This is a genomic window from Roseateles cavernae, from assembly GCF_040187885.1.
Classification (GTDB): Bacteria; Pseudomonadota; Gammaproteobacteria; order Burkholderiales; family Burkholderiaceae_C; genus Roseateles_E; species Roseateles_E cavernae.
The window spans coordinates 119,024-143,401 of the sequence record NZ_JBDPLH010000003.1; the positions used below are offsets into that span (position 1 = coordinate 119,024).

Annotated in this window: 20 protein-coding genes; 7 read left to right on the forward strand and 13 right to left on the reverse strand. The window is 69.5% G+C overall.

The annotated features are described in order from the left end of the window. Nucleotides 1-145: 145 nt before the first annotated feature. Nucleotides 146-1,177, reverse strand: coding sequence for an MBL fold metallo-hydrolase (locus tag ABGI63_RS11175; protein WP_349742500.1), 1,032 nt, complete (start codon nucleotides 1,175-1,177; stop codon nucleotides 146-148). A 146-nt stretch (nucleotides 1,178-1,323) separates the two neighbouring features. Between ABGI63_RS11175 and ABGI63_RS11180 the strand changes: the two genes are divergently transcribed. The 4 genes from ABGI63_RS11180 to ABGI63_RS11195 all read left to right on the forward strand — a co-directional run bounded on the left by ABGI63_RS11180 (nucleotide 1,324) and on the right by ABGI63_RS11195 (nucleotide 4,803). Next, the gene (locus tag ABGI63_RS11180; RefSeq protein ID WP_349742501.1) at nucleotides 1,324-1,968 is read left to right on the forward strand and encodes a TetR/AcrR family transcriptional regulator; all 645 of its coding nucleotides are present in this window, start codon (nucleotides 1,324-1,326) and stop codon (nucleotides 1,966-1,968) included. Further along, on the forward strand, nucleotides 1,965-2,546 hold the full coding sequence (locus ABGI63_RS11185) for a DUF1134 domain-containing protein (protein ID WP_349742502.1): 582 nt from the start codon (nucleotides 1,965-1,967) through the stop codon (nucleotides 2,544-2,546). The genes ABGI63_RS11180 and ABGI63_RS11185 overlap by 4 nt, the downstream gene beginning before the upstream one ends. A gap of 149 nt (nucleotides 2,547-2,695) precedes the next feature. Then, complete coding sequence (locus ABGI63_RS11190; RefSeq protein ID WP_349742503.1) at nucleotides 2,696-4,192, forward strand: PhoX family protein; 1,497 nt, start codon at nucleotides 2,696-2,698, stop codon at nucleotides 4,190-4,192. A gap of 35 nt (nucleotides 4,193-4,227) precedes the next feature. After that, on the forward strand, nucleotides 4,228-4,803 hold the full coding sequence (locus ABGI63_RS11195; RefSeq protein WP_349742504.1) for a PEP-CTERM sorting domain-containing protein: 576 nt from the start codon (nucleotides 4,228-4,230) through the stop codon (nucleotides 4,801-4,803). A 7-nt stretch (nucleotides 4,804-4,810) separates the two neighbouring features. Here ABGI63_RS11195 and ABGI63_RS11200 read toward each other — a convergent pair whose 3' ends face one another. Beyond that, nucleotides 4,811-5,584 carry a GGDEF domain-containing protein gene (locus tag ABGI63_RS11200; RefSeq protein ID WP_349742505.1) on the reverse strand — a complete coding sequence of 258 codons (774 nt, stop codon included), beginning with the start codon at nucleotides 5,582-5,584 and terminating at the stop codon, nucleotides 4,811-4,813. Nucleotides 5,585-5,792: 208 nt separating this feature from the next. Between ABGI63_RS11200 and ABGI63_RS11205 the strand changes: the two genes are divergently transcribed. After that, a complete protein-coding gene (locus tag ABGI63_RS11205; RefSeq protein WP_349742506.1) occupies nucleotides 5,793-6,227 on the forward strand; it encodes a globin family protein in 435 nt (144 codons plus the stop codon). Here the strand turns inward: ABGI63_RS11205 and ABGI63_RS11210 are convergent. Next, nucleotides 6,217-11,553 carry a diguanylate cyclase gene (locus ABGI63_RS11210; RefSeq protein ID WP_349742507.1) on the reverse strand — a complete coding sequence of 1,779 codons (5,337 nt, stop codon included), beginning with the start codon at nucleotides 11,551-11,553 and terminating at the stop codon, nucleotides 6,217-6,219. The genes ABGI63_RS11205 and ABGI63_RS11210 overlap by 11 nt on opposite strands. Before the next feature lie 170 nt (nucleotides 11,554-11,723). Here ABGI63_RS11210 and ABGI63_RS11215 point away from each other — a divergent pair, with 170 nt between their 5' ends. Beyond that, nucleotides 11,724-12,899, forward strand: coding sequence for an esterase/lipase family protein (locus ABGI63_RS11215; RefSeq protein WP_349742508.1), 1,176 nt, complete (start codon nucleotides 11,724-11,726; stop codon nucleotides 12,897-12,899). A 6-nt stretch (nucleotides 12,900-12,905) separates the two neighbouring features. On the opposite strand, the gene ABGI63_RS11220 is transcribed toward ABGI63_RS11215, so the two are convergent. Genes ABGI63_RS11220 through ABGI63_RS11255 form a run of 8 tightly spaced genes read right to left on the reverse strand, consistent with a single transcriptional unit; the run spans nucleotide 12,906 to nucleotide 21,502 of the window. Beyond that, entirely contained in the window at nucleotides 12,906-13,907 is a 1,002-nt protein-coding gene (locus ABGI63_RS11220) for an aldo/keto reductase (protein WP_349742509.1), read from the reverse strand. A 16-nt stretch (nucleotides 13,908-13,923) separates the two neighbouring features. Next, entirely contained in the window at nucleotides 13,924-14,304 is a 381-nt protein-coding gene (locus ABGI63_RS11225; RefSeq protein ID WP_349742510.1) for a hypothetical protein, read from the reverse strand. 7 nt (nucleotides 14,305-14,311) lie between these two features. Next, the gene (locus ABGI63_RS11230; RefSeq protein WP_349742511.1) at nucleotides 14,312-15,367 is read right to left on the reverse strand and encodes a solute carrier family 35 transporter; all 1,056 of its coding nucleotides are present in this window, start codon (nucleotides 15,365-15,367) and stop codon (nucleotides 14,312-14,314) included. A gap of 15 nt (nucleotides 15,368-15,382) precedes the next feature. Beyond that, nucleotides 15,383-16,417, reverse strand: a complete 1,035-nt coding sequence (locus ABGI63_RS11235; protein WP_349742512.1) for a Cj0069 family protein — start codon at nucleotides 16,415-16,417, stop codon at nucleotides 15,383-15,385. A gap of 39 nt (nucleotides 16,418-16,456) precedes the next feature. Beyond that, a complete protein-coding gene (locus tag ABGI63_RS11240; RefSeq protein ID WP_349742513.1) occupies nucleotides 16,457-17,155 on the reverse strand; it encodes a Fe-Mn family superoxide dismutase in 699 nt (232 codons plus the stop codon). Between the two features lie 9 nt (nucleotides 17,156-17,164). Next, nucleotides 17,165-18,517 carry a chromate efflux transporter gene (gene chrA / locus ABGI63_RS11245; RefSeq protein ID WP_349742514.1) on the reverse strand — a complete coding sequence of 451 codons (1,353 nt, stop codon included), beginning with the start codon at nucleotides 18,515-18,517 and terminating at the stop codon, nucleotides 17,165-17,167. Next, complete coding sequence (locus ABGI63_RS11250; protein WP_349742515.1) at nucleotides 18,514-19,434, reverse strand: chromate resistance protein ChrB domain-containing protein; 921 nt, start codon at nucleotides 19,432-19,434, stop codon at nucleotides 18,514-18,516. The genes chrA and ABGI63_RS11250 overlap by 4 nt, the downstream gene beginning before the upstream one ends. 58 nt (nucleotides 19,435-19,492) lie before the next feature. Then, nucleotides 19,493-21,502: an amidohydrolase gene (locus tag ABGI63_RS11255; RefSeq protein ID WP_349742516.1), complete on the reverse strand. Its 2,010-nt coding sequence runs from the start codon at nucleotides 21,500-21,502 to the stop codon at nucleotides 19,493-19,495. 204 nt (nucleotides 21,503-21,706) lie between these two features. Between ABGI63_RS11255 and ABGI63_RS11260 the strand changes: the two genes are divergently transcribed. After that, nucleotides 21,707-22,987, forward strand: a complete 1,281-nt coding sequence (locus ABGI63_RS11260; protein ID WP_349742517.1) for a tetratricopeptide repeat protein — start codon at nucleotides 21,707-21,709, stop codon at nucleotides 22,985-22,987. 41 nt (nucleotides 22,988-23,028) lie between these two features. On the opposite strand, the gene ABGI63_RS11265 is transcribed toward ABGI63_RS11260, so the two are convergent. Beyond that, complete coding sequence (locus tag ABGI63_RS11265) at nucleotides 23,029-23,655, reverse strand: flavin reductase family protein (protein ID WP_349742518.1); 627 nt, start codon at nucleotides 23,653-23,655, stop codon at nucleotides 23,029-23,031. A 17-nt stretch (nucleotides 23,656-23,672) separates the two neighbouring features. Then, entirely contained in the window at nucleotides 23,673-24,374 is a 702-nt protein-coding gene (locus ABGI63_RS11270; protein ID WP_349742519.1) for a GntR family transcriptional regulator, read from the reverse strand. Nucleotides 24,375-24,378 lie beyond the last annotated feature (4 nt).

Sequence of the window (24,378 nt, forward strand, 5' to 3'; positions counted from 1 at the left end):
GCTGGACTCGGGCTTTGGATTGATCGGACATGCAGAGCCTCCCGGGCGCTTGATTTGTGGGTCGATATGCCAAGGCCGCCAGTTTAGGCGCCAGCCGCAGCGCCGGAGTGAGGCTTTGTTCACGCCGGCGACCCGCTTGCCCCGTTCAGTCGCGCCACCAGGTCTGTGCGGGCGGCGGTGCACCGATGGCTATCCGCTCGCCCATGCGCGGGGTCGTCAGTGCCACACCCTGCGCGGCTGCCAGCGCGACGATGCGCTCGAACGGTTCCTGCCAGGGGTGCAGGGCCAGATCGAAAGTGCCGTTGTGCACCGGCAGCAGATGGCGGCCGCGCAGGTCCAGATGAGCTTGCAGGCTTTGCTCGGGCTGCATATGGACATCGGCCCAGTCCTGGTTGTAGGCGCCGGTCTCGATCAGGGTCAGGTCGAAGGGGCCGAAGCGCTCGCCGATGGTCTTGAAACCGGCGAAATAGCCGCTGTCGCCGCTGAAGAAGACACGCTGCTGCTCGCCAATGATGACCCAGGACGCCCACAGATTGCGGTTGCCGTCGCGCAGGCCGCGGCCCGAGAAGTGCTGGGCGGGCGTCGCGACGAAGCGCAGCGCGCCGACCCGGGTCTCCTGCCACCAGTCGAGCTGGCGCACCTGGGCCGCCGGGATGCCCCAGCCGACCAGCGTGTCGCCGACACCCAGCGGTGTCAGGAACAGCTCGGTCTTGGCCGCCAGCGCCAGCACGGCGTCGTGGTCCAGATGGTCGTAATGGTCATGCGACAGGATCACCGCCTTGATCGGCGGCAGCTCGTCCAGGCTGATCGGCGGCGCATGAAAGCGCTTCGGGCCCAGAAAGCTCAGCGGCGAGGCGCGCTCGGCGAACACCGGGTCGGTCAGCCAGAACTCGCCTGCCAGCTTCAGTAGCAGGGTCGAGTGGCCGAGCCGGTACAGGCTGCCCTCGGGCGCGGCCAGCAACTCGGCCCGGCTCAGCGCCTGCACCGGGATGGGCTTGGCCGGGCTGGCGTCGGCCGGCTTGTCGAACATGAAGCGCCACAGCACGGCCAGCGTCTTGCCCAGGCCCATGTCCTGCAGCCGTACCGGGTTGCGGAACTTGCCGTCGGCGAACTGGGCCGAGCCGGCATAGGGGCTGGTGGCGGGCGCGGAGCAGGTTTTCAGAAGGCTGTAGGTCATGAGGAGGATGAGGCTGAGAAGGGTCAGACGGAGGAGGGCACGCGGCATCGGGCAGGCCATAAAAATTACACTGCACAGTGTAGTGTCTGAATCTTAAAAGTAAACTGCAGGGTGTAAAATCCTGCGATTTCCAAGGATTTATGCCGATGACAGCGCTGCCGCCGCCGAGCCGACTGACCGATCGCAAGCGCGAGGCCATCGTGCTGGCGGCGCTGGCCGAGTTCCGCCAGCATGGATTCGGCGGCACCAGCATGGACCGCATCGCGGCCGTCGCCGAGGTTTCCAAGCGCACGGTCTACAACCACTTCGCCAGCAAGGACGAGCTGTTCGCGGCCATCCTGCAGCAGCTGTGGGCCCGCAGCCAGGCGCTGGGCGAGCCGGTCTACCAGGCCGGGCGGCCCTTGCGCGAGCAACTGCTGGAGCTGCTGGGCCTGAAGCTGCGCCTGCTCAATGACGCCAGCTTCATGGATCTGGCGCGGGTCGTGATGGCCGAGATGATGCACACGCCGGAGCGCGCCCAGGCCATGGTGGCGCGGCTCGGCGAAAAGGAGCAGGGGCTGCCGCAATGGATCGCCGCCGCCCAGGCCGATGGCCGGCTGCGTCCGGCCGACCCGCAGTACGCCGCCCAGCAACTGCAGGGCCTGCTGAAGGCCTTCGCCTTCTGGCCCCAGCTGGCGATGGGCCAGCCGCCCTTGCCCGAGGCTGTGCAGCAGCAGGTTTTGCGGGACAGCGTCGAGATGTTCCTGGGTTTTTACGCTAGTGTTGAGCCCCTCAAGGAGAACGCCCGATGACATTCGATATCGATCGCCGCAGCGCGCTGGGCCGTCTCGGCGCCGGCTGCCTGGCACTGGCCCCGGCCACCCTGCTGGCCGCCGAGGACGAGGCCAAGACCTATGACGAGGATTCGATCCTGAAGGCCGCCACCGAGTTCTTCGGCAGCACCACCGAAGGCCTGGCCAAGGTGATCGAGAAGGCCTTCAAGGAGCAGGGCCGGCCGAACGCCTATATCAAGGGCGAGGAGGCCTCGGCCGCGCTGACCGTGGGCCTGCGCTATGGCGATGGCCAGCTGCAGATGAAAGGCGGCGCGACGGCGCGGGTCTTCTGGGCCGGCCCGTCGATCGGGCTGGACGCCGGCGCCAATGCTTCCAAGGTCTTCACCCTGGTCTACAAGCTGCCCAATGCGGCGGCCATCTACCAGCGCTTCCCCGGTGTCGAGGGCAGCCTCTACTACATCGGTGGCGCCGGCATCAACTACCAGCGCAACAAGGGCATCACCTTGGCGCCCATCCGCCTGGGCGTGGGCCTGCGCAGCGGTGCCAGCGTCGGCTATCTGCATTACCGGCGCGAGAAGTCGCTCAACCCCTTCTGACCCTTCAGCGCAAGAGCAGGGTATCGGCCTAGTCCGATCGGCTCTGTTGCGTCCGCAGTGCTGACATCAGCGCTCCAGAGAATCGCGTCCGCTGCCTGCCCCCTCAGGGCAGCAAGTCCGACAGCCAACGCCATCTCTGGAGATTTTTGATGAGCCAGCAAGACCTGACCCTAGCGTCCAATTTTTCCCCTTCGCGCCGTGGCCTGCTGAAGAGCGCCTCGGCCTCGGCCGCCCTGCCTTTCATCGCCACCCTGGGTGCCCTGCATGCCCGCGAGGCCGCCGCCGCCGGCAACACGGTGCTGATCGACAGCGCCTACGGTCCGATCGCGCCGGTCAACGACCTGACGACCGGCCTGCCGCTGCTGCAGCTGCCGCCCGGCTTCAGCTACAAGAGCTATGGCTGGACCGGCGACGCGATGAGCAACGGCAAGGCCTGCCCGGCCGCGCATGACGGCATGGGCGTGGTGCAGAGCCGCAAGGTCGGCCGCAGCACCGAGCTGGTGCTGGTGCGCAACCACGAGGTCAGCACCGGCAGCGATGCCAGCTTCTTCGGCGCGCCGGCCGTCTATGACAGCGGCACCGGCTTCTCCAACGGCGGCACCACCAATCTGGTGTTCCGCGACGGCGCCTTTGTGCGCATCGACGCCAACCTCGGCGGCACCCGCACCAACTGCGCCGGCGGCATCACGCCCTGGGGCACGTGGCTGACCTGCGAGGAAGTCGGCTCCGACAGCATCAGCAGCGCCGGCCGCAAGCACGGCTATGTGTTCGAGTGCGCGGCCGATCCGGCCCAGACCAGCGCCGAACCCATCATCGGCATGGGCCGCTTCGCCCACGAGGCGGTGGCGATCGACCCGAGCAATGGCTATGCCTATCTGACCGAAGACAGCTCGGGCAAATCGGGCTTCTACCGCTACATCCCCGATGTCCACCCCGGCAAGCTTGGCAGCCTGGCCCAGGGCGGCAAGCTGCAGATGGCCAAGGTCAAGGGCCAGAACAACGTCAATATCGCGCCGGCCGAGCTGGAGCAGGCCTATGAGCTGGAGTGGGTGGACATCGCCAACCCCGACCAGAACCGCGGCACCGCCACCGCCGTCAACGGCGCGACGATCAGCAACTGCGCCGGCCCCTTCGTGCAGGGCTGGGCCCAGGGCGCGCTGCGCATGAACCGCGGCGAAGGCATCTGGTACTACGCCGGCAAGATGTATGTGATGGACACCTCGGGCGGCAATGTCGGCCGTGGCGCGATCTGGGAGCTGGACCTGGCCAGCCAGCTGATCACCTGCATCTACGCCAGCGCCTCCGAAGTGGTCGGTGATGCCGGCGACAACCTGACGGTCAGCCCGCGCGGCGGCATCGTGATCTGCGAAGACGGCGGCGGCGTCACCGACAGCTTCGGCTTCGGCGCCCGCCTGATGGGCCTGACCGCCGAGGGCGACACCTTCATCTTCTGCAAGAACAACGTCAATGTGACGGCCGCCCAACTCAGCGCTGCCGGCAAGCGCAGCTCGCTGGCCGGCGACCGCCGCGGCTCCGAGTTCTGCGGCGCCTGCTTCGACCCGACCGGCCGCTACCTCTTCGTCAACATCCAGACCCCCGGCATCACGCTGGCGATCACCGGCCCCTGGGGCAACGGTTCGCTGTGAGCCCGCTGCAAGCCAACACATCCAAGGAATCGTCTATGAAAACCACCCTCATCGCCACCGCCCTGCTGGCCCTGGCCGCCCAGGCCCAAGCCGCCCAGTACACCGGCGCCCAAGGCACAGCCGTTGTCGGCACCGACTATGTCACGGCCAGCGAGCTGTTCTTCGACCTGGACTTTGCCAGCCGCGGCAGCGTCACGCTGAGCTTCGCGGTCGAGGCCCAGGACCTGGCCAGCCCCTTGCTGAGCTTCAACTCGGTCGTGCGCAACCTCTCCGGCCTGGGCTTTGAAGGCGTCAGCGTCAAGCTCGACGGCGCCAGCTTCGCGCTGCCGCAGGGCACGGTCGCGACCGACGGCTTCCAGCCGGTGCAGAGCTGGGGCAGCAATAGCGGCGCGCTGTGGGCCAAGTTCGGCGGCCCTGGCGTCACGACCGACTTCTACCTTGGCAAGCCGCTGGCGGAGATGGTCGGTACCGACTGGACCCTGGACCTGAGCGGCCGCCAGGTCGGCGATGTCTTCAGCATCACCGTGGCCGTGCCGGAGCCGGAGAGCTATGCGCTGATGCTGGTCGGTCTGGCCGCGGTCGGCTGGGTGGCACGTCGCCGCAAGAGCTGAGCTGGGCTCAGCTCAGCACCCCGGTGCGCACGCAATTGCGTCCGTCGCGCCGGGCGCTGATCAGGCCCGCCTCGGCGCGGGCCATCAGCTGGCTGATGCTGTCACCGCTGCGCAGCGCCGTCATGCCCAGGCTGACGCCGACGCGCAGCTCCTCGTGCAGCGGCGCCCAGTCATGGGCCTGGACCGCGCGGCGGATGCGCTCGCAGACCGTGCGCGCGGTCGACAGCTCGACCTCGCTGAGCACCAGCACCAGCGACTCGCCGCTGTAGCGCAGCGCCAGATCCTTGGCGCGGCAATGGGCGCGCACGATCGCGCCCACCTCGCGCAGCACCGCATCGCCCAGACCCGGTGTCAGCGCGACGCGCGAGGGCTGCAGCGGATCAAGTTCCATGCGCACCAGGCACAGGCCGCGGTTGCCGGCCAGGGCCTGCTGCATCATCGGCGGCAGGCGCAGCTCCAGCGCCTCGCGGCGGGCCAGTCCGGTCAGCGCGTCCTGCTGGCTGGCATCGGGCTGGCTGTCGCTGCGCGTCAGGCGCAGCTGCAGGCCCTCGACCACGACCGTGTGGAATTGCTGGTACAGCGCCAAGGCCTGCGCATGCTCGCCGGCCGCCGTGTGCTGCTCGCTCAAGGCTTCCAGCGCCTGCGCCAGCAGCGCGCGGGCGCGCCAGTCCAGCGCGTTTTTCGCCAGCAGCGGCTCGACCAGGCTGCGGCAGCGCTGCGCCTGCCCCTCGGCAAGAGCGCGTTCGGCGGCCTGGACTTCCGCATCGGGGGCGCTGTCCATGTCAGTGCTCGCTTCTGAGCGGACGGGCTTGAGCGCGTGCATGTGAAACCTGTGACGTGTCTGTAACAACAGCCTGAGGATAGCGCGAATCGGGCCCGATTTCATCTAGTGAAAGCCGCAACAAAGGCAACAAAGCGGCGGCGGCCTCGCAACCGTGCTGATACGGCCGCCGCGCAAGCTCGGGGCTGTGCAATCACAGGAGTCTTCCATGTCCCTCAGTTCTACCCAGATCACGCTGGTGCGCCGCAGCTTCGCGCTGGTCGAGCCGATTTCCGGCCAGGCCGCCGCGCTGTTCTACGGCCATTTGTTTGACGCCGATCCTGGGCTGCGCCGCCTGTTTCACGGCGATATGCAGGCCCAGGGCCACAAGCTGATACAGATGATAGGCGCGGCCGTGGCCCTGCTGGACCAGCCCGAGCGGCTGCTGCCGGTGCTGCGCCAGCTCGGCACACGCCATGGCGGCTATGGCGTGCAGGGCGCCCACTACGAGACGGTCGGCGCCGCGCTGATCAAGACCTTGGCGCAGGGCCTGGGCCCGGCCTTCAACGCCGAGACCCGCGCCGCCTGGCTGGCCGTCTATGCCCTGGTCAGCGGCACGATGCAAAGCGCCTGTGCCCGCCAGCCGGCCGAGATCAGCGGCTGACCACGCAGTTGCGGCCCTGGTGCTTGGCGGCGTACAGCGCTTCGTCGGCGCGCAGCAGCAGCTCGTCGACCCGGCAGTCACCGGCGCGCAGCGCGGTGATGCCGAAGCTGGCGGTCAGCGCGCCGCCCGCCTGGTCGGGCATCAGGGCGGCGATCTGGGCGCGCAGCCGCTCGACCAGCGGCTGGGCCGCCGCCAGCTCGGTCTGCGGCAGCAGCAGCGCGAACTCCTCGCCGCCAAGCCGGCCGATCACATCGAGCCGGCGCACCAGCTGCGCGCAGGCCTGCACCACCTGACGGATCGCGGCATCGCCGCCGGCATGGCCCAGGCTGTCGTTGATGCGCTTGAAGTGGTCGATGTCCATCATCACCAGGGCCAGCGGCAGGCTGTGGCGGCGCGCCCGCTCCAGCTCGCGCTCGGCCTGCTCGATGAAGCTGCGCCGGTTCGCGACGCCGGTCAGCGCATCGGTGGTGGCCAGGCGCTGCAACTCCAGTTCCAGCTGCTTGCGCTCGGTGATGTCGACGATGGTGGCCAGGTCGGCGAGCTCGCCGTTGTAGCTGACCGGCACCATGGACACCATCACCCACAGCACGCTGCCGCCCGAGCCCAGCAGGCTGACCTCCTCATCGACCAGCCGGCCCTCGCGCAGGAACTTGGCCTGCAGCCGCGTGCGCTCCTGCGGGTCGCGGTAGAAGGACTCGGCCGGCCGGCCGATGATCTCGTTCAGCGGCCGGTCGGCCAGGCGGGCCGCCGCCTCATTGGCATAGATCAGCAGCGCATCGCTGCGCCGCGTCAAGGTCATCGGCACTGGCGCGTTGTCCAGGATGGTGCGCAGACGCTGTTCGCTCTCGCGCAGCTCCTGCGTGCGCTGCTCGACGCGCTGCTCCAGCCCGGCCGTCAGGTCCTGCAGCTCGGCGACCAGCCGGGCGTTGTCAACCGCATTGACGACATTGGCGCACAGCAGCTCCAAAAACTCAACCCGGCCGGCGGTGAAGACGCCGGCCGCCGAGGCGTTCTCTAGGTAGAGCGCGCCGACCGTCCGACCCTGCTTGAGCAGCGGCGTGGACAGCACCGAGCGGGCCTCGTGCGCCGCGAAATAGGGCTCGCGCTGCGCGTCGGGGGCGCTGCGCGCATCGTCGATCAGCACGGTCTTGCCGCCGGCCAGCACGCGACGCAGCAGGCTCAGCGGCAGCCGCTCGCCGGCCTGTTCGAGCGCCAGCGGCGCCATCTCGCTCTCGGTGTCGCCGAGCCCGACATCGGCCCTGAGCGTCCAGCGCAGCGCGGCTGCGGCGCCGGCCCGATCGTGTCCACTGGCCAGCACGATGGCGGCGCGCTGCGCGCCGGCGTTCTCGCCGACCACCCGCAGCAGACGTCGCAGCAGGCGCGGCAGCTCGGCCTCGGCGTTGATGGCCTGCATGGCCTTCATCAGGCTGCTGATGTCGACCGCATCGCTGCGGCGCGGCGTCTCGGTTGTCGGCATCGGCAGGGTCCGCTGGGCCACGCCCGGCGCACCCCATTGCAGCCAGTGCAGCCGCGCCTGGGCCAGCGCCGCCTGTGCGGCGGTCGGCTCCTGCGGCAAGGTGGCGGCCAGGTAGCGGCCGCGCGCGCCGTGGGCCAGGCCGGCGTCCAGCGCGGTGCCGGTCAGCGGCTGCTCGGCGCTGGCCACGGCGGCATCGAAGGCCGGCAGCGCGTCCTCGCCGCGCGCCCAGGCCAGCTCGGCCGCCAGCAGATGGTATTTGGCGCTGAAGGTGCCGGGGCCGGCCTCGTTCCAGCGGCCCAGCTTGTGCAGCGCCGTCTCGGCCTCGGCCAGCGCGGCCTCGCGCGCGGCCGCGTCGCCGGCACAGCGCAGCCCGGCCAGCGCTGCGATGAAGACCACCAGCGGCACCGCGTGCATGCCGCGCGCGGCGGCGAACAAGGCGCTGGCGGCGCGCGCCTCCAGCAAGGCATCGGCCGGCCGCTCGGCCAGGAAATGCAGCAGCGCGCGCCAGGCATGCAGAAACATCAGCCCGGTCTGGTCCTTGCGCTGCTGGTAGATCGCCGCCAGTGCACGGCCGGAGCAGGATCCGCTTTCCAGCGCCTGGGCCGGCAGCGTCGGCAGCAGCAGCTCCTGCACCAGGGCCAGCAGTGCGTCCTGATAATCGGCGGCCACCGGCTGGCGCATGCGCTGCAGCGCGTCGCGGTGCACGGCCAGGCTTTGCGCCAGCGCCGGCAGCGGCTGGCCGGCCAGGAAGGCGTGGCAGTCATGCACATAAAGACCCAGGCCGGCATGGCGCAGATTGCCGCCCTCCAGGCCGTTGCGATGGGTCTCCATCAGTCCCGGCAGCCCCTGGCTCAGCGGCTCGATCCAGTGCTGCAGGAAGGCGTTGAAGGAGAAGCCGGCATGGGCGTAGACCTGCAGCCAGCCGTGCTCGCGCACCAGCTGCATCGACAGCCGGCCCAGCGCATAGGCCTGGCGATAGTCGCCGAGGAACTCGGCCCACATCAGGCCCAGCACCGAGTAGGCCGACAGCGCCCCCGGCGCATGGCCATGGGCCATCATCAGCCGCAGCTGGAACACCGTCAGCAGCGGCAGCAGGGCCGGCCGCGCGATATAGGCGGCGGCCGTCATCTTGGCGCTGATCGAGATCAGCTGCAGCATGCGCGCATCGCTCATCGGCGCCAGCGCGGCCAGCGCCGGCAGGCCCAGCACGTTGATCTCGTCGCGGACCGTCGCGACCAGAGCCCCCACCTGGGCCGGCGAGTCGGCCTGCGGCAGCTCGGCGCCCAGCATGGCCAGCACCTGCAGGCCCAGGTCCAGGGTCTCGCTGAGCTGGCCCTGGGCATAGCTGGCCTCGATGCGCACCTCCAGCAGCCGGGCGCGCTGGGCCGGCTCGTTGAGCCTGGCCAGCGCGGCAGCGAGCAGCTCGTCCATGCGGCCATGCCGGCCGCTCAGATAGGCCATGCGGGCCGCCTGCAGATGCAGGGCCAGCAGCGCCTCGGGCTGCTCGGCCCAGGCCGCCTGGCCCTGCAGGCGCAGCGCCATCTCGGCATAGTCGGCGGCCAGATCGAAGGCGGCCGCGTGCATCGCCTGCTGCGAGGCCTGCTCGTTGGCCAGCGCCAGCGCGGCGCGCTCGTCGGCCTCGCTGATCAGGGCCTGGGCGGCATTCAAATGGTTCAACACATGGAAGGGCAGGGCCGCCGGTTGCCGGTGGCGCGAGCGCAGCAGGCGGCCGATCTGCAGATGCAGGCGTGCGCGCGAGTGCTCGGGCACCAGGTGCCAGGCCGCCTCCTGCACGCGGTCGTGGGCGAAGGCATAGCGCACCGCAGCCGCGCTCGGCGCCAGATGGGCGGCGTAGCGGTAGAGCTTGTTGCCGGGCACCAGCAGCTGGGCCTGCAGCGCCGGCAGCAGGCCGGCGGCGACCTCGGCGCCGGGGCGGTCGAGCGCGGTGGCCAGCGTGTCGAGATCGAAACTCCCGCCCAGGAAGGCGCCGACCGAGAGCATCCGGCGACAGGCCTCGGGCAGGGGCTGAAGCTGCGCCAGCATCAGCTCGACGACGTTGTCCGCCATCTGCGTCTGGGCAATCTGTGCGGCCGACCAATCCCAGCGCTGTCGCGCGAGGTCGAAATGGATCAAGCGGCGCTGCGCCAGTTCCTCGACGAAGCGGCGCAGGAAGAAGGGGTTGCCGGCGGTCTTGGCCTGGCACAGCGCGGCCAGCTCGGCGACCTCGGCGGCCGGGCGATGCAGGCTGTCGGCCAGCAGCTGGCCGATCTCGCCGGCGCCCAGCGGCGCGATCGCCAGCGCCAGAAAGCGCGGCCCCAGCGCGCGCAGCTCGGCCATGTCCTGGCTCAGCGGGTGTTCGGGGGGCAGCTCGTTGTCGCGCCAGGCCAGCACGATCAGCGTGTAGCGCAGCTCGGTATCGCCGGCCCATTCGCGCAGCAGGCGGCGCGAGCTGCGGTCGGCCCATTGCAGATCGTCCAGGAACAGGGTCTGCGGCTCGTCCTCGCTGGCCAGTGCCGCCAGGCACAGGCGCAGGCTGCGCATGAAGCGGCTTTCGGCCTCGGCCGGCGCCAGCGCCACCGGCGCTGCCGGCTCGCCCAGCAGCGGCCTGAACTCGGCGATGGCCTCGGCCACGACGGCCGCCGCGCTGCCCAGCCGCTCGCACAGGCGCTCGCGCCAGAACTGCTGGCGCGCCGGTGCCTGGGCCAGGATCTGCTCGGCGCGCTGGGCCAGCAGGCTCAGCAGCGCGCCATAGGGCTGGTGCTGGCCGAACTGGTTGAACTTGGCCGCGACAAAACTGCCGCGCTGGGCCAGCAGGCTGCGCTGCGCGGCATTGACCAGCGCGGTCTTGCCTATGCCCGAGAAGCCGGCAATGCCGACCAGCTGGCTCGCGCCGGCGGCGGCAGCCTCGAAGGCCGCGCCGAGCTGGCGCAGCTCGGCCTCGCGGCCATAGAGCCGGCCGCTGAGCTGGAAGCGGCCGCTGCGGTCGCCCCGGCCCGGCATGAAATGGGGTGGTTCGCGGCCCTCGCTCAAGGCCGCCAGGCACAGGGCCAGGTCTTGCCGGAGGGCCGGGTGGCTCTGGTAGCGGGCCTCGGGTTCCTTCTGCAGGCAGCGTTCGAGCACAGCCGCCAGCGCCGGCGAGGCATCGGCGCGCCGGGCGGTGGCCAGCGGCGCCGGCACGGCCAGATGGGCATGGACGGCCTGGGCGGCATCCTGGCACTCGAACAGCGGCGCGCCGGTCAGGGCCTCGTACAGCGTGGCGCCGAGGCTGTAGAAGTCGGCCCGGTAGTCGACATCGCGGCTCATCCGGCCGGTCTGCTCGGGGGCCAGCGTGGCCAGGCTGCCGTCCAGCGCGTCGGCACGCAGCAGCAGCGCACGCTCCTGGGCGATCTCGGCGGCGATGCCGAAGTCGCACAGCAGCATGCGCGCCAGCGGATCGTCATGCTGGGCCAGCAGCACATTGCCCGGATGCAGGTCGCGGTGCACGACGCCTTGCTCGTGGATGACTTCCAGCGCATCGACCAGGGCCAGGCCCAGGCGCAGCACGGCCGGCTGGCTCAGCGGCGCGGCGCCGCTGCGCAGCCGCTGCCGCAGGGTCTGCAGGCCCTGGTCGGGCAGGCGCATATAGGGCCGGCCGGCATGGCTGGCCAGGGCCTCGGGGCGCAGGATGTGCGGGTGATCGAAGCGCCGCGCGATCTCGAACTCGTAGCGAAAGCGCGCCAGCTCGGCGGCGCTGGGCATGGCCGCTCGCAGATAGACCAGCACCGCCCGCTGGCCCCGGGCATCGACCGCGCGCAGCACGCCGTTGCGCCGGCTGCCGGGCAGGTGTTCGGTGATCTGCCACCCATTCACACTGTCACCGAGACCCCAACCAAGGTCCCCCTGTGCCTGACGAAGCATCTGAAACCGCTTTTCTCTGTCTGTCACCGATGAGCTGCAAATGTAACCGGCTGACCGTGACAGACCGGCGCAGACCGTGGCTAGGGGCATGATGGGGCCTGGACGCCGACCCGGAGAGCGCTGTGAAGAAACCATCCCAACGACCGGCCGCGCTGATCCGCGATCTGCGCGGCGGCCTGCGCCTGATCACCGACGGGGTCGGCGGCGTGACCGGCCTGGTCGAGAGCCTGCACGGCCGCATTGCCCGTGTCGCGCCGCCGCTGGGCCAGGTGGCGGATGCGCCGACGCGTGGCATCACCGGTCTGGTCTATCGCAGCATCCGCGGCACCACCGGCCTGGTGGGCGCGGGCCTGGACGCGGCGCTGGCCCGCCTGCAGCAGCAGTTGCAGGCGCAGTTACAGGATGAGCCCGACGCCCAGTCCGGCCGGCGCCGCGAGGCCGTGGTGGCCGCGCTCAATGGCGTGCTGGGCGACCATCTGCTGCGCAGCGGCAACCCGCTGGCGCAGCCGCTGGAACTGCGCTTCCAGGGCAGCGGGCCCAAGCCGCTGCTGCTGATCCATGGCCTGTGCATGAACGACCAGCAATGGCTGCGCGACGGCCATGACCATGGCCAGGCGCTGGCCGCCGAGTTGGGCTTCACGCCGATCTATGCGCGCTACAACAGCGGCCTGCATATCTCGGCCAACGGCCTGGCCCTGGCCGAGGAACTCGAGCACCTGTTACAGCGCTGGCCCGAGCCGGTCGAGGAACTGGTCATCATCGGCCACAGCATGGGCGGTCTGCTCGCACGCAGCGCCGTCCAGCAGGCCTTGCAGCGCGATATGGCCTGGCCCCTGCTGCTGCGCCGCCTGGTCTTTCTGGGCAGCCCGCACCATGGCGCGCCGCTGGAGCGGGCCGGCAACTGGCTGCACCAGGGCCTGGGGCTGAGCCCCTATCTGGCGCCGTTCACGCGCTTGTCGGGCCTGCGTAGCGCCGGCATCACCGATCTGCGCCATGGCAATCTGCTGGAGGCCGACTGGGTCGGCGAAAGCCGCTTTGCCGGGCGCGACCGGCGCGTCGTCGTGCCGCTGCCGCAGGGCGTGAGCTGCTATGCGGTGGCCGGCACCCTGGGTCGCAGCGACGGCGGCTGGCTGGGGGACGGGCTGGTGCCGCTGGACAGCGCGCTGGGCCGCCATGCCCATCCGCAACGCCGGCTGCGCCTGCCGGCCTCGAACCACTGGGTCGCGCGCGGCACCCACCATCTGGACCTGCTGAGCAGCCCGGCCGTCTATGCCCGGCTGCGGCGCTGGCTGGCCTGATCCGGCTCAGCGCCGGGTCGGGAAGGGATAGGCCGGGTCGTTATAGCCCGGCGTCGAGGCATGACCTGGCACCACCAGCGAATCGACCAGGGCCTCGTCCTCGGCGGCGATGCTGCAGTCCAGCGCGCCCAGATAGTCCCGCCACTGGGCCAGGGTGCGCGGGCCGGCGATCACCGCGCTGACGGCGCGGTGGGCCAGCACCCAGGCGGTGGCGAAGTGGCTCAGGGAACGGCCGCTGCCCTCGCAATGCGCCTTCAGCGTCTGCGCGATCTGCAGCGACTCCTCGCGGAACTCGGTCTCCAGCATGCGCTTGTCGCCACGGCCGGCGCGCGTGCCCTCGGCCGGCGCGGCACCCGGCGCGTACTTGCCCGACAGCACGCCGCGCGCGATCGGGCTGTAGGGCACGACGCCGATGCCGTGGTGGGCACAGACCGGCAGCACCTCGACCTCGGGCTGGCGGTTCAGCAGGTTGTAATAGGGCTGGCAGACCACCGGGCCCGGCATGTTCAGCGAGCGCGCCTGATGGACGATCTCGGCGATGCGCCAGCCGCGGAAGTTCGACAGTCCCCAGTAGCGGATCTTGCCGGCGCGCAGCAGCGCATCGATCGCGCGCAGCGGCTCCTCCAGGTCCATGCCCAGGTAGTCGCGGTGCAGGTAGTAGATGTCGATATGGTCGGTGCCCAGGCGCTGCAGGCTGGCCTCGCACTCGCGCAGCATCCAGGCGCGCGAGTACTGCGACTCGTTGGGCCGGCCCGACATCTTGTTGCCCAGCTTGGTGGCCAGCACCCAGTCGTGGCGGGCGCCGTCCTTGAGCAGCGTGCCGACCATGGTCTCGGAGGCGCCGGTGCTGTAGACATCGGCGGTGTCGATGAAGTTGACGCCATGCTCGCGAGCATGGGCGACGATGCTGCGCGCCTCGCTGATATCGGTCTGGTCGCCGAACATCATCGTGCCCAGGCACAGCGTGGAGACCTGGAGTGGGGACTTGCCGAGGGAGCGGTAGTGCATCGTGCAGCTTTCTTTCCTATCGTTGCAAAGTGAGTTCTAGCGTCAGCGCGCGGTCGGACTTGTTGGACCACATCCAGCAGTAGTCCTGGTCGACGGCGGCCAGCAACTGGCCTTCGGCCGCGCCAGCGCCATCGATTTTGGCCGGGTAGCTGACCTTCTTGCCTTCGTGATAGTGGATGTTGAAGTTCGTCGGCGCCTCGGTCCGGAAGTTCCAGGCCACGGTCTGGCCCTTGGACAGCTTGCCGCAGACCTCGGCGAACTGGGCCGGCGCGATGCTGGCCTTGTGCTCGAAGCGGCCGGATTCGCTCCAGCGGATCTCGACCAGCTCGGCCTGGGCGGCGAACGATGCCAGGCTCAGCAGGACGGACAGGGCGATCAAAGGCAGATGGGTGCTCATCGGGGTCTCAATGCTTGTGGACGTGGTGCACATCAGGCACATGGGCATGGCTGTGGCTCAGCGGGCGATGGTAATGCGGATGGCTGTGGGCGCCGCCGGGCATGGGGTCGTGGGCATGGTCGTGGTGTCCGTCGTCATGCCTATGGGCATGCTCGTGCGTCAGCGCTTCGTGCTGATGCTCGTGCCCATGGGTTTCGGACAGATGCACGAGCACGCCCAGCAGCATCAGCCCGCCGCCCAGCGCCATGCCCCAGCCGGCCGAGCGGTCGCCCAGGGCAAAGGCGGCAAAGGCTCCGATGAAGGGCGCGAAGGCAAACACCGAGCCGGTGCGGGCGGCGCCAAAAGCGCGCTGGGCCAGCAGATAGAAGCGCAGGCTCAGGCCATAGCCGGTGGCGCCGACGGCCAGCAGACCCAAGGCGGCGAGCAGGCCGGGCATGGGTTCGCCAGACAGCCAGGCCAGGGCGGCGGTGGCCGACGCGCCCAGCGCCGCCTTGACCAGCACCACCTGGCCCGGATCGCGCTCGGCCAGCGCGCGCGAAAAGGTGTTGTCCATGCCCCAGGCCGCCGTGGCCAGCAGCACGGCCAGCAGACCCAGCCACTGACTGCCACCGCTGAGCCCCTGCTCGAGCACCAGCAGGAGACCGCCGGCCAGCAGCAGCAACATCGCCGCCCAGACCCGGCGTTCCATGGTCTCGCCATAGAGCCGCCAGGCCAGCGTGGCGGTGAACAGCGCCTCCAGGGTCAGCATCAGCGAGGCGCCGGTGCCACTGCTGCGCTGCAGGCCCCAGGCCATCGCGACCGGTCCGATGACGGCCCCGAAGCAGGCGACGGCCAGCAACCGAGGCAGGTCCGGGCGCAGCAAGCGCGCTTCCTTCTCGACCGGCTGGCGCAGCAGGCTGCCGACCAGGGCCGCACCGGCATACAGGAAGGCGGCGGTGGTGAACGGGCCCAGACCCAGGCCCAGTTGCTGAACCAGCGGCGTGCTGAGGCCGAACAGCGCTGCCGCCAGCAGTGCCAGCAAGCCGCCTTTGAGTGCGGGAAGATCAGACGCGGTGCTTGCCATCAGGAGCTCATTTCATCATGTGGTCAGACGTGCCTTCACCGCCACCACCAGGGGTTCGATGGCCGAAGGCGGGAACGGGGACACGCTGCTGACGTTGATCTCGCAGAGCACGAAACGCTCGGCCTGCTCGGCCGTGGGCTCGCCGAACATGAAGTCGCAATCCCACAGCATCGGCAGCTGCTCCCGTGCGAGGCCGACCCGCTGCCGCAGGAGCTCGATCCAGCCGGTCTCCAGCAGCCGTCGGAGTGACTGGAATTGCGGCCAATCCGCCGGGTGGTAATGGCGCGGCCCCGGCATCGGTGCCGCCTCGCTCGGTCTGCCCGGGTGAAGCGCATTGAGCGCTTGATGGCCGAAACCCACGACCCGATCCTCGACGAGATAGGCGCGCAACATGCCATCGACCAAGCGGGGCTGCCAGGCTTGGTCGACCATATGGCCCCCATGCTCCGGCTCGAAATAGGGTGCGAGATGCGACAGCAGTGTGCTCATAGCGATGTGCTGTTCCTCGCAGCCGCGCTGGGCATGACGTACCGCCAGCAGCGCCGAGCCGGCGAGCTGCTCGACCCGCCACACCCCGATGCCGCTGTGGCCGCGGTGCTGCTTGAGCACCCGCGCGCCGATCTGCAAGCGCTGCGGCAGTGCTTCGGCCAGTTGCGCGAGGCTGTCGACACGGACTGCATCGCTGCCGAAGGGCAGCCCGCGCACATCCAGCAGCACGTCCTTGGTGCCCAGGCGCAGGATGACGTCCGGATGCGTGCTGACGAAGACGCCGGCTTGCGCGAGCTCGCGCAGCAGCGTGTCGAGCCGATCCCGACGGCGGCCGGACTCGATCGGATTGCTCCAGACCAGTACGCCGTCGACGCGGCGCAGCTGCTCGGCGACCGCGTCGGCAAAGTCGTCGTGATAGACGGCCGGTTCGGCCAAGACGCCCGCAGCAGCGAAGGCTTCGAACAGCATCGCGAAGCGGCTCTCGCCCGGGTCGCTGCGCTGGCGTGCGGCGAGGTCGCCGGGGTAGAGCAGGGCCAGCGTCGGTGGGTGCTCGGCAGCCATTGCTCACTCCTTCAACGCGGGTGGGATTGCCGGGCGCCGTCAGCCGGCCTTGCCGCTGAGCTGCAGCTCGCGCCCGTCACGGGACCAGCGGTCGATGCCACCGACCAGAAAGCGCGCCCGGATGCCTTGAGCGCGGAGTCGCAGCGCGGTCGCACGACCGACTTCATGGCCATAGACACAGTAGACCAGCACCTCGCTCCCCGAGGCCAGTGTTGCGGCCCATTCGGCGACGCGGGCCGGATTGCGCCAGCAGGCACCGGGCAACATCGTCGCGGCCTGTTCGTAGATCGCCTCACGGCGCACATCGAGCACGTTGACCCGTCTGGGATCGACCGTGTCCGGATCGGCGGCCAGCCCCCCGCTGGCCGCATGCACGGCCTGCTGGTAGCGCTGGTAGACCTCGTCCCAGGCGATGGTGGCCATGAAAGCATCGACATCAGCGCCGGCCTGGGGGCCGTGATCGAGAGGCTTGGCAAGCTCGCACACGTCCATCGCCAGGATCGGCGTTCCACCGGCCAGCGCCTGCTCGGGGTCTGCCACCCATTGGTTGAGCAGCCGGCCCTGGCGCGGATGCAAGCTCAGCAGCAACCGGCCCGAACCGTCGCCCGAGGCCTTGCCCATCGCGACGAAGTCCTCGCGCCAGTGCTCCACGCTGCCGAAGCTGGCGCTCAGGGCCAGCGCCATCGCCGGGGCCATGTCTTGCCCGGCACGGCCTGGGTCTTGAATCGGTGTGTCCATCAATACTCCTTAGCGAAGCGCCAGGCCGGGCAACAGGGTGATGCCCAGGCCGATCAGGGCGCAGATCCCCAGCAGCGGCATCACACCCAGTTTGAAACGGAAGAGGGCCAGCGCCGCGCCCAGCGCGATCAGGGCCGAGGCCCCGTCGAAGCGGCCGGCGAAGCCCTGGGGCCACAGCACGTGATAGGCGAAGAACATCGCCAGATTCAGGATCACGCCGACCACGGCGGCGGTGATGGCCGTCAACGGCGCAGTGAATTTCAGATTGCCGTGGGTGCTCTCGATCACAGGGCCGCCGGCGAGGATGAAGATGAAGGAGGGCAGGAAGGTGAAGAAGGTCACCACGCTGGCTGCCGTCGCACCGGCCAGCAACAGCGCATCGGGCCCGAACACCTGCTGGGTCCAGCCACCGACAAAGCCGACGAAGGCCACCACCATGATCAGCGGCCCCGGTGTGGTTTCGCCCAGCGCCAGGCCATCGATCATCTGCGCGGCGCTGAGCCACTGATGCTGCTCGACCGCGCCCTGGTAGACATAGGGCAGCACCGCATAGGCGCCGCCGAAGGTCAAAAGCGCGGCCTTGGTGAAGAACCAGCCCATCCGGGTCAAGGTTCCCTCGAAGCCATAGGCCGCGACCAACAGCGCCATCGCGGTCAGCCAGAGGCCCAGCCCAATCCCCAGGACCTGGACCAGGCGGCTGCGCTGGAAGCGCGCGTGGCCGGGTGTCGGCGTGTCGTCATCGATCAGCGCCGGCCCGTAGCTCTGCTTGGCCACCCCGTGGCCGCCGCCGATGGCAAAGACCTGCGGCGCATGGCGCCCGCCGAAGTGGCCGATGACGGCGGCCAGCAACACGATCAGGGGGAAGGGGGCATCGAGCGCGAAGATCGCGACGAAGGCCGCCGCAGCGATACCCCACAGCCAGCCATTCTTCAAAGCGCGGCTGCCGATGCGGTGGGCGGCATGCAGGACCAGGGCGGTCACCGCCGGCTTGATCCCATAGAACAGGCCGGCCACCACGGGCATCTCGCCGAAGGCGATATAGATCCAGGACAGCGCGATCAGGATGAAGAGCGAGGGCAGCACGAACAGGGCGCCGGCGACGAGGCCGCCGCGGGTCCTGTGCATCAGCCAGCCGATATAGGTGGCCAGCTGCTGCGCCTCGGGGCCGGGCAGCAGCATGCAGTAGTTCAGCGCGTGCAGAAAACGCTTCTCGCTGATCCAGCGGCGCCGCTCGACCAGCTCGGTGTGCATGATGGCGATCTGCCCCGCCGGGCCGCCAAAGCTGATGAAGCCCAGCTTGAGCCAGAAGCGCAAGGCCTGCCAGAAGCTGACCGGTTCGGGGCGGGAGGGGGCGCTGCTCATTCGGCCTGGTCCTTGTTGAATGCGGTCTGCAGACCTTCGAAAACGCCGGCCGCCGCCAGCAGCAGCTGGTCATCGTCGGCAATCGCCTCGCGCATCCCGGCCAGCACCTTCTCGACGCCGGGCGCCTCCGGGGGCTGGATGCCGCCCACGTCGAGGCTGTGCACCAGCAGGCCCAGGCGCAGCAGGGTGGGTGTTTCCAGGCCGAAACTGGCCAGCAGGGTCTCGAAGGTCACGCGCGCGCCGACATGGCTGAAGGTGGCCCCATCGAAATCAAAGCCCAGCGCCTTCTTCGGGCAGTCGGCCGGCGACTTCAGCCACAGGAAGCGCGCCTCGGGATCGATGTGCCGGCGTATCAGCCAGGCGCTGGCCAGTCGGTCCACCCAGGGGCGCTGGCGTGTGGCCCAGAGCCGGCCACGATAGCGCGCCGGATCCAGCCGGGCGATGGCGTGGGCGGCTGACCGGGGTTCGTCGGGCGACATGGCCTGGTGGGCGCGCTGCTCCAGCGCCTGCAGCGCGGCCTCGGCCTGGCGCTGTGCCTCGCCGGCAAAGAAGTCGATGGATACCAGCTGCTCAAAGCTCTTGCGCAGCTTGCGGCTCTGTTTCAGCAAGTCGACCGCGCTGTCCGCACGGCAGGCGCCGATCTGACCCATCAGTTCGGCGAACTCGCTGTCGCGTGCGAACAGCGGTGGGAACTCCGCCGTGTCGCTGACGGTCGCCAGCAGGTGGGCCTGACCGGCGTGGGCGCGCACATCCTCGGCCACGGAGGCCAAGGTCCGGGCATGTGACTCCTGCTCGGGAAGCAGGTAGACGCCGTCCCGCAAGACCGCCGCTCCGCAAGCCTTCAGCGCGCGCCAGCTGCGCATGCGGGCGGTGGCGTTCTCGGTCGGCAGCGAGAGTATCAGTAGCAACCATTTCATTTGTAGATATTAATACACAAGGTAGCAATATCTACATAAATTTTGGCGAGCAGCCGTTTCAGACGTAGCAGCTGCAGCCCAAGGCGCCCCAGAATGCCCCGGTCTCCGGCCCGCTGCTGCGAGCCGTGCTGGCGACGGCTGTGTGGTCATGCCCATGCAGGCCGCAGGCGCTGGCACAGGCGCACATCGCCGCGTAGTGGTAGCGCTTCTCCTGCTCGGAGGCGCCGACGGCAGCGCTCTTGCGCGCCTGATAGCCGCCGTAGCGGCGCACCGGCGACCAGTCGGGCGAGGCCGGCGGCAGCGGCGGGGCCAGCGATTCGTAGGTGCCGCTGCCGTGCACCGGCTGGCCGGCGACGATGGTCAGCACCGAGGTGATGTCCTGGATCTGGTCTTCCGGCACGCTCAGGTAGTCGCGGTCCAGCACCGCCAGGTCGCCGAAGGCGCCAGCTTTCAGCACGCCCTTCTTGCCGCTCTCGCGCGAGAACCAGGCGCCATCGGCCGTCATCAGGCGCAGCGCGGCGATGCGGTCCAGGCGCCGCTCCTCGGGGTAGAGCAGGGTGCCACCAATGGTGCGGCCCGACACCAGCCAGTACAGCGCCTGCCAGGGGTTGTAGCTGTTGACGCGGGTGGCGTCGGTGCCCAGGGTCACCGGCAGGCCTTGCGCCAGCATGCGCGTGACCGGCGGGGTCTCGGCCGTGGCCTTCAGGCCGTAGCGGCGGATGAAGTACTCGCCCTGCATCGACATGCGGTTCTGGATGGCGACGCCGCCGCCCAGCTTCTTGATGCGTTCCAGATTGGGCGGCGAGACGGTCTCGCAATGGTCGAAGAACCAGCCGAGCTTGTCGATCGGCAGCTCGCGATGCACCTTCTCGAACACATCGAGCGCGCGCGAGATCGTCTGGTCATAGGTGGCATGCATGCGCCAGGGCCAGCCATTGCCGGCCAGGAAGCGCACCACCCCTTCCAGATCGCCCTCCATCGCCTGCGGCATCTCGGGTCTGGGCATCAGGAAGTCCTCGAAATCCGCTGCCGAGAAGGCCAGCATCTCGCCGGCACCGTTGAGCCTGTAGAAATCGCTGCCGTCGCCGGGTCGGCCCATCTTGGCCCAGCGCTGGAAGTCGGCCAGCTCGCTCTTGGCCTTCTGCGGGAACAGGTTGTAGGCGATACGCAGCGTCAACCGGCCTTCCTTGGCCAGCTTGTCGATGATGGTGTAGTCGTCCGGGTAGTTCTGGAAGCCGCCGCCGGCGTCGCCGACCGAGGTCACGCCCAGGCGGTTCTCCTCGCGCATGAAGTGCAGGGTCGAGTTCAGCTGTTGCTCGGGGTCGAGCTTGGGGCCGAAGTTCAGCGTGTTGTAGAGCACGAAGGCATTCGGTTCGGCCAGCAGCAATCCGGTCGGCTCGCCGGTCTTGGCATCGCGCTCGATGATGGCGCCGGGCGGCTGCGGCGTGTCCTTGGTGTAGCCGACGGCGCGCAGCGCCGCGCGGTTCAGGAAGGCCATGTTGTAGAGGTTCAGTACGAACACCGGCGTGTCCGGCGCGGCCGCATTCAGCTCGGCCAGCGTGGGCATGCGCTTCTCGTCGAACTGGAACTCGTTCCAGCCGCCGACCACCCGCAGCCATTGCGGCGAGGGCGTGCGCGCCGCCTGCTCGCGCAGCATCTCCAGCGCCGCACCGAGGCTGCGCACGCCGTCCCAGCGCAGCTCCAGGTTGTAGTTCAGGCCGCCGCGGATGATGTGCATGTGCGAGTCGATCAGGCCCGGGATCACGCGGCGCTTGGCCAGGTCCACGATGCGGGTCCGGCTGTCCGCCAGCTTGCTGATCTCGGCGTCGCTGCCGACGGCCATCACCAGCCCGGCCTTCAGCGCGATGGCCGTGGCCTCGGGCTTGGCCGGGTCCAACGTGGTGATGCGGCCGTTGCGCAGGATCAGATCGGGCGCGGTGCGGCCATCGCCACCCTGGGCCAGCGTCGGCCCGGCCAGCACGCCCAGACCCAGGGCTGCAGCGGCCTCGAGGAAGTCGCGGCGCGAGGAGGGCGGCTCGCCGCCCTGAATGATCAGCTGTTTGAACATGGGATGGACCTCGTCGGCAAGAGTGGCGGATGCCGGTCCATCGTCGTGCCTAGGCCTGCTCTTGTCCTGCCTTCGTCGGCCGGGCTCCGGCTCCCCCGTAAGAGGCAGGCGCGGGGCCTGCCGTGGCTTGGGGTCTTGTTGTCGGACCTGTTTCCCGGGCATCATGCCGGTGCTCGGCGCGTCGGTCGATGCTTGGAGAGACGGATGAAAGACGCTGTGGGACAGGCCCTGACGGGCGCCAATGCACAGGCACTGGATCTGCTGGAGCAGGGGCTGCATCAGTTTCGCTGCCTCAACGGAGATCCGCTGGCCAGCGCCGAGGCCGCACTGGCGGCCGCGCCTGAGCTGGTGATGGGCCAGGTGCTGAAGGCCTGGCTGCTGCTGCTGAGCACCGAGGCGCCGGCGCTGGCACCGGCCCGCGCCGCCCTGGCTGCCGCGCAGGCCCTGCCGCACAACGCGCGCGAAGCCCTGCATCTGCGCGCCATCGAGGCGCTCTGCAAGGGCCGCTGGCATGAAGCCGGCCAGGTGCTGGAAGACCTCAGCTGCGACTATCCGCTGGACGCGCTGGCCTTGCAGGCCGGCCAGCAGATCGATTTTTTCACCGGCGATGCGCGCATGCTGCGCGACCGCATGGCGCGCGTGCTGCCGGACTGGTCGGCGGCATTGCCGGGCTGGCACGCGGTGCTGGGCATGTATGCGTTCGGGCTGGAGGAGAACGGCGACTATCGCAATGCTGAGCAGTTGGGCCGCGAGGCCGTGGCGCTGCAGCCCCAGGACGCCTGGGCCCAGCATGCGGTGGCTCATGTGATGGAAATGCAGGGTCGGCGTCGCGAGGGGATGGTCTGGATGCGCGATAACGCAGGCTGGCAGCAGGGCAGCTTTCTGGGCGTGCACAACTGGTGGCACCTGGCCCTGTACCACTTGGCCGAGGGCGACCATGACGAGGTGCTGGCGCTGTACGACGGCCCGATCAACGGCCCGCACAGCACCATCGTGCTCGAGCTGGTCGATGCCAGCGCTCTGCTCTGGCGGCTGCAGCTGGAGGGGGTCGAGGTCGGTGCGCGCTGGGTGACGCTGGCCGAGCGCTGGGCGCCCCATGCGGCCAGCGCCAACTATGCGTTCAACGATATGCATGCGGCGATGGCATTCGCCTGTGCCGGCCGCGAGGATCTGGTGCGCGAGTTGCGCGCCGCGCAAGCCCTGGCCTTGCGCAGCGCGGACGATAACGCCGCTTTCCTGCGCGAGGTCGGCCAGCCCGCGACCGAGGCCGTGCTGGCTTTCACCGCCGGCCAGTACCGCCGTGCCGGCGAGCTGCTGCGGCCGCTGCGCAGCCATGCCCACCGTTTCGGTGGCAGCCATGCACAGCGCGATCTGCTGGACCAGACCCTGATCCGGGCGGCCAGCGCGGGCGGAGACGCCGCGCTGGCCCGGGCGCTGCTGAGCGAACGCCGCGCGCTGGCCGAGCAGCGCGCGGTCCAGCACTGACCTGAACCGCTGCTGCTACACCGGGATGCCTGGCGGTTGGCTCAGATCTCGTCGATCACGGTCTGCTTGGCCTGCCCGCTCTCCAGAGAGAAGCGGTCGCGCGTGCGCACATAGAAGCTGGCGCCGAAGCGGCCCACCGGGTGATAGTCCTGCAGGCGCACGCGCCAGGTCTCGGTATCGATCAGGCCCTCGCGGGCATGCAGCCAACGCACCTGGCCGATGAAGATCTGGCGGCTGGCGGTTTCCAGCGTCTCCCACAGCGTGCACTCAAAGGCCACCGGCGCCTCGACGATGCGCGCCGGCTTGACGACCCGGCAGGGCGCTGCGTGCAGGCCCACATGGGCCAGCTCACTGACATCCGGCGGCAGGCGCTCGCCGCAGCGGTGCATGGCCTCGGCCATCGCCTCGTCGCTGAGATGGACGACGAACTCGCCGCTGCGCTGGATGTTGGCAGCGGTGTCCTTCAGCGCGCCGTCCTGGAGCCGGTTGACGCTGATCATCACGATCGGCGGCTCCTCGCCCAGCATATTGAACATGCTGAAGGGGGCGGCGTTGACGACGCCGGCCTCGTTGACCGTCGTGACCAGCGCGATCGGCCGCGGCACGATCAGGCTGGCCATCAGCTTGTAGCGCTGGTATTCGGTGATGGCGGCGAAATCTATGTCCATGCAAGGTCCATGAGGTGCTAACTGAGGCCCAGCTTCTGGGCCAGGCTGGGTTCGGGTTGGGCGCTGTGCAGCACGATGCGCTGCTCCAGCTCGCGCAGATGCGCTTCCATCAGCTTCAGCGCGCCCTTGGCATTGCCGTTGGCGATGCAGTCGACGATGCGTTCGTGTTCCTCGTGCTCGCAGGCCGCGTTGCCGGGCGGCTCGTACAGCGCGACGATCAGCGAGCAGCGCGAGATCAGCTCGGTCAGATAGCGCATCAGCACCGGGTTGCGGCCCAGCGCCGCGACCTGCAGATGGAAGCTGCTGGCCAGCCGCGCCCAGGCCGGCTGGTCGAAGCGGTGCATGGCCTCGTGCTCCTGGGCCAGCTGCTTGCGCAGCGCGGCGATGTCGGCCTTGCTGGCGTGCGCTACGGCCAGCTCCAGCAGCGCGCCCTCCAGCGCGCGGCGCGCCTCGAAGATCTGGCGCGTCTCCTCCGGCGTCGGCGCGGCAACGACGGCACCGCGGTTCAGGCGCAGCTCGACGATGTGGTCGTGGGCCAGGCGCTGCAGCACCTTGCGCACCGTCGCGCGCTTGACGTCGAACAGCTCGCAGAGCGCCGCCTCCGGCAGCTTGGTGCCGGGGGTCAGACGTTGCTCCATCACGCCCTCGAACACCGAGCGGTAGATGCGCTCCTCGATGTCGAGCGGGGCTTCGGGCTTGGCTGTGCGGTGTGTGCTCATGGCT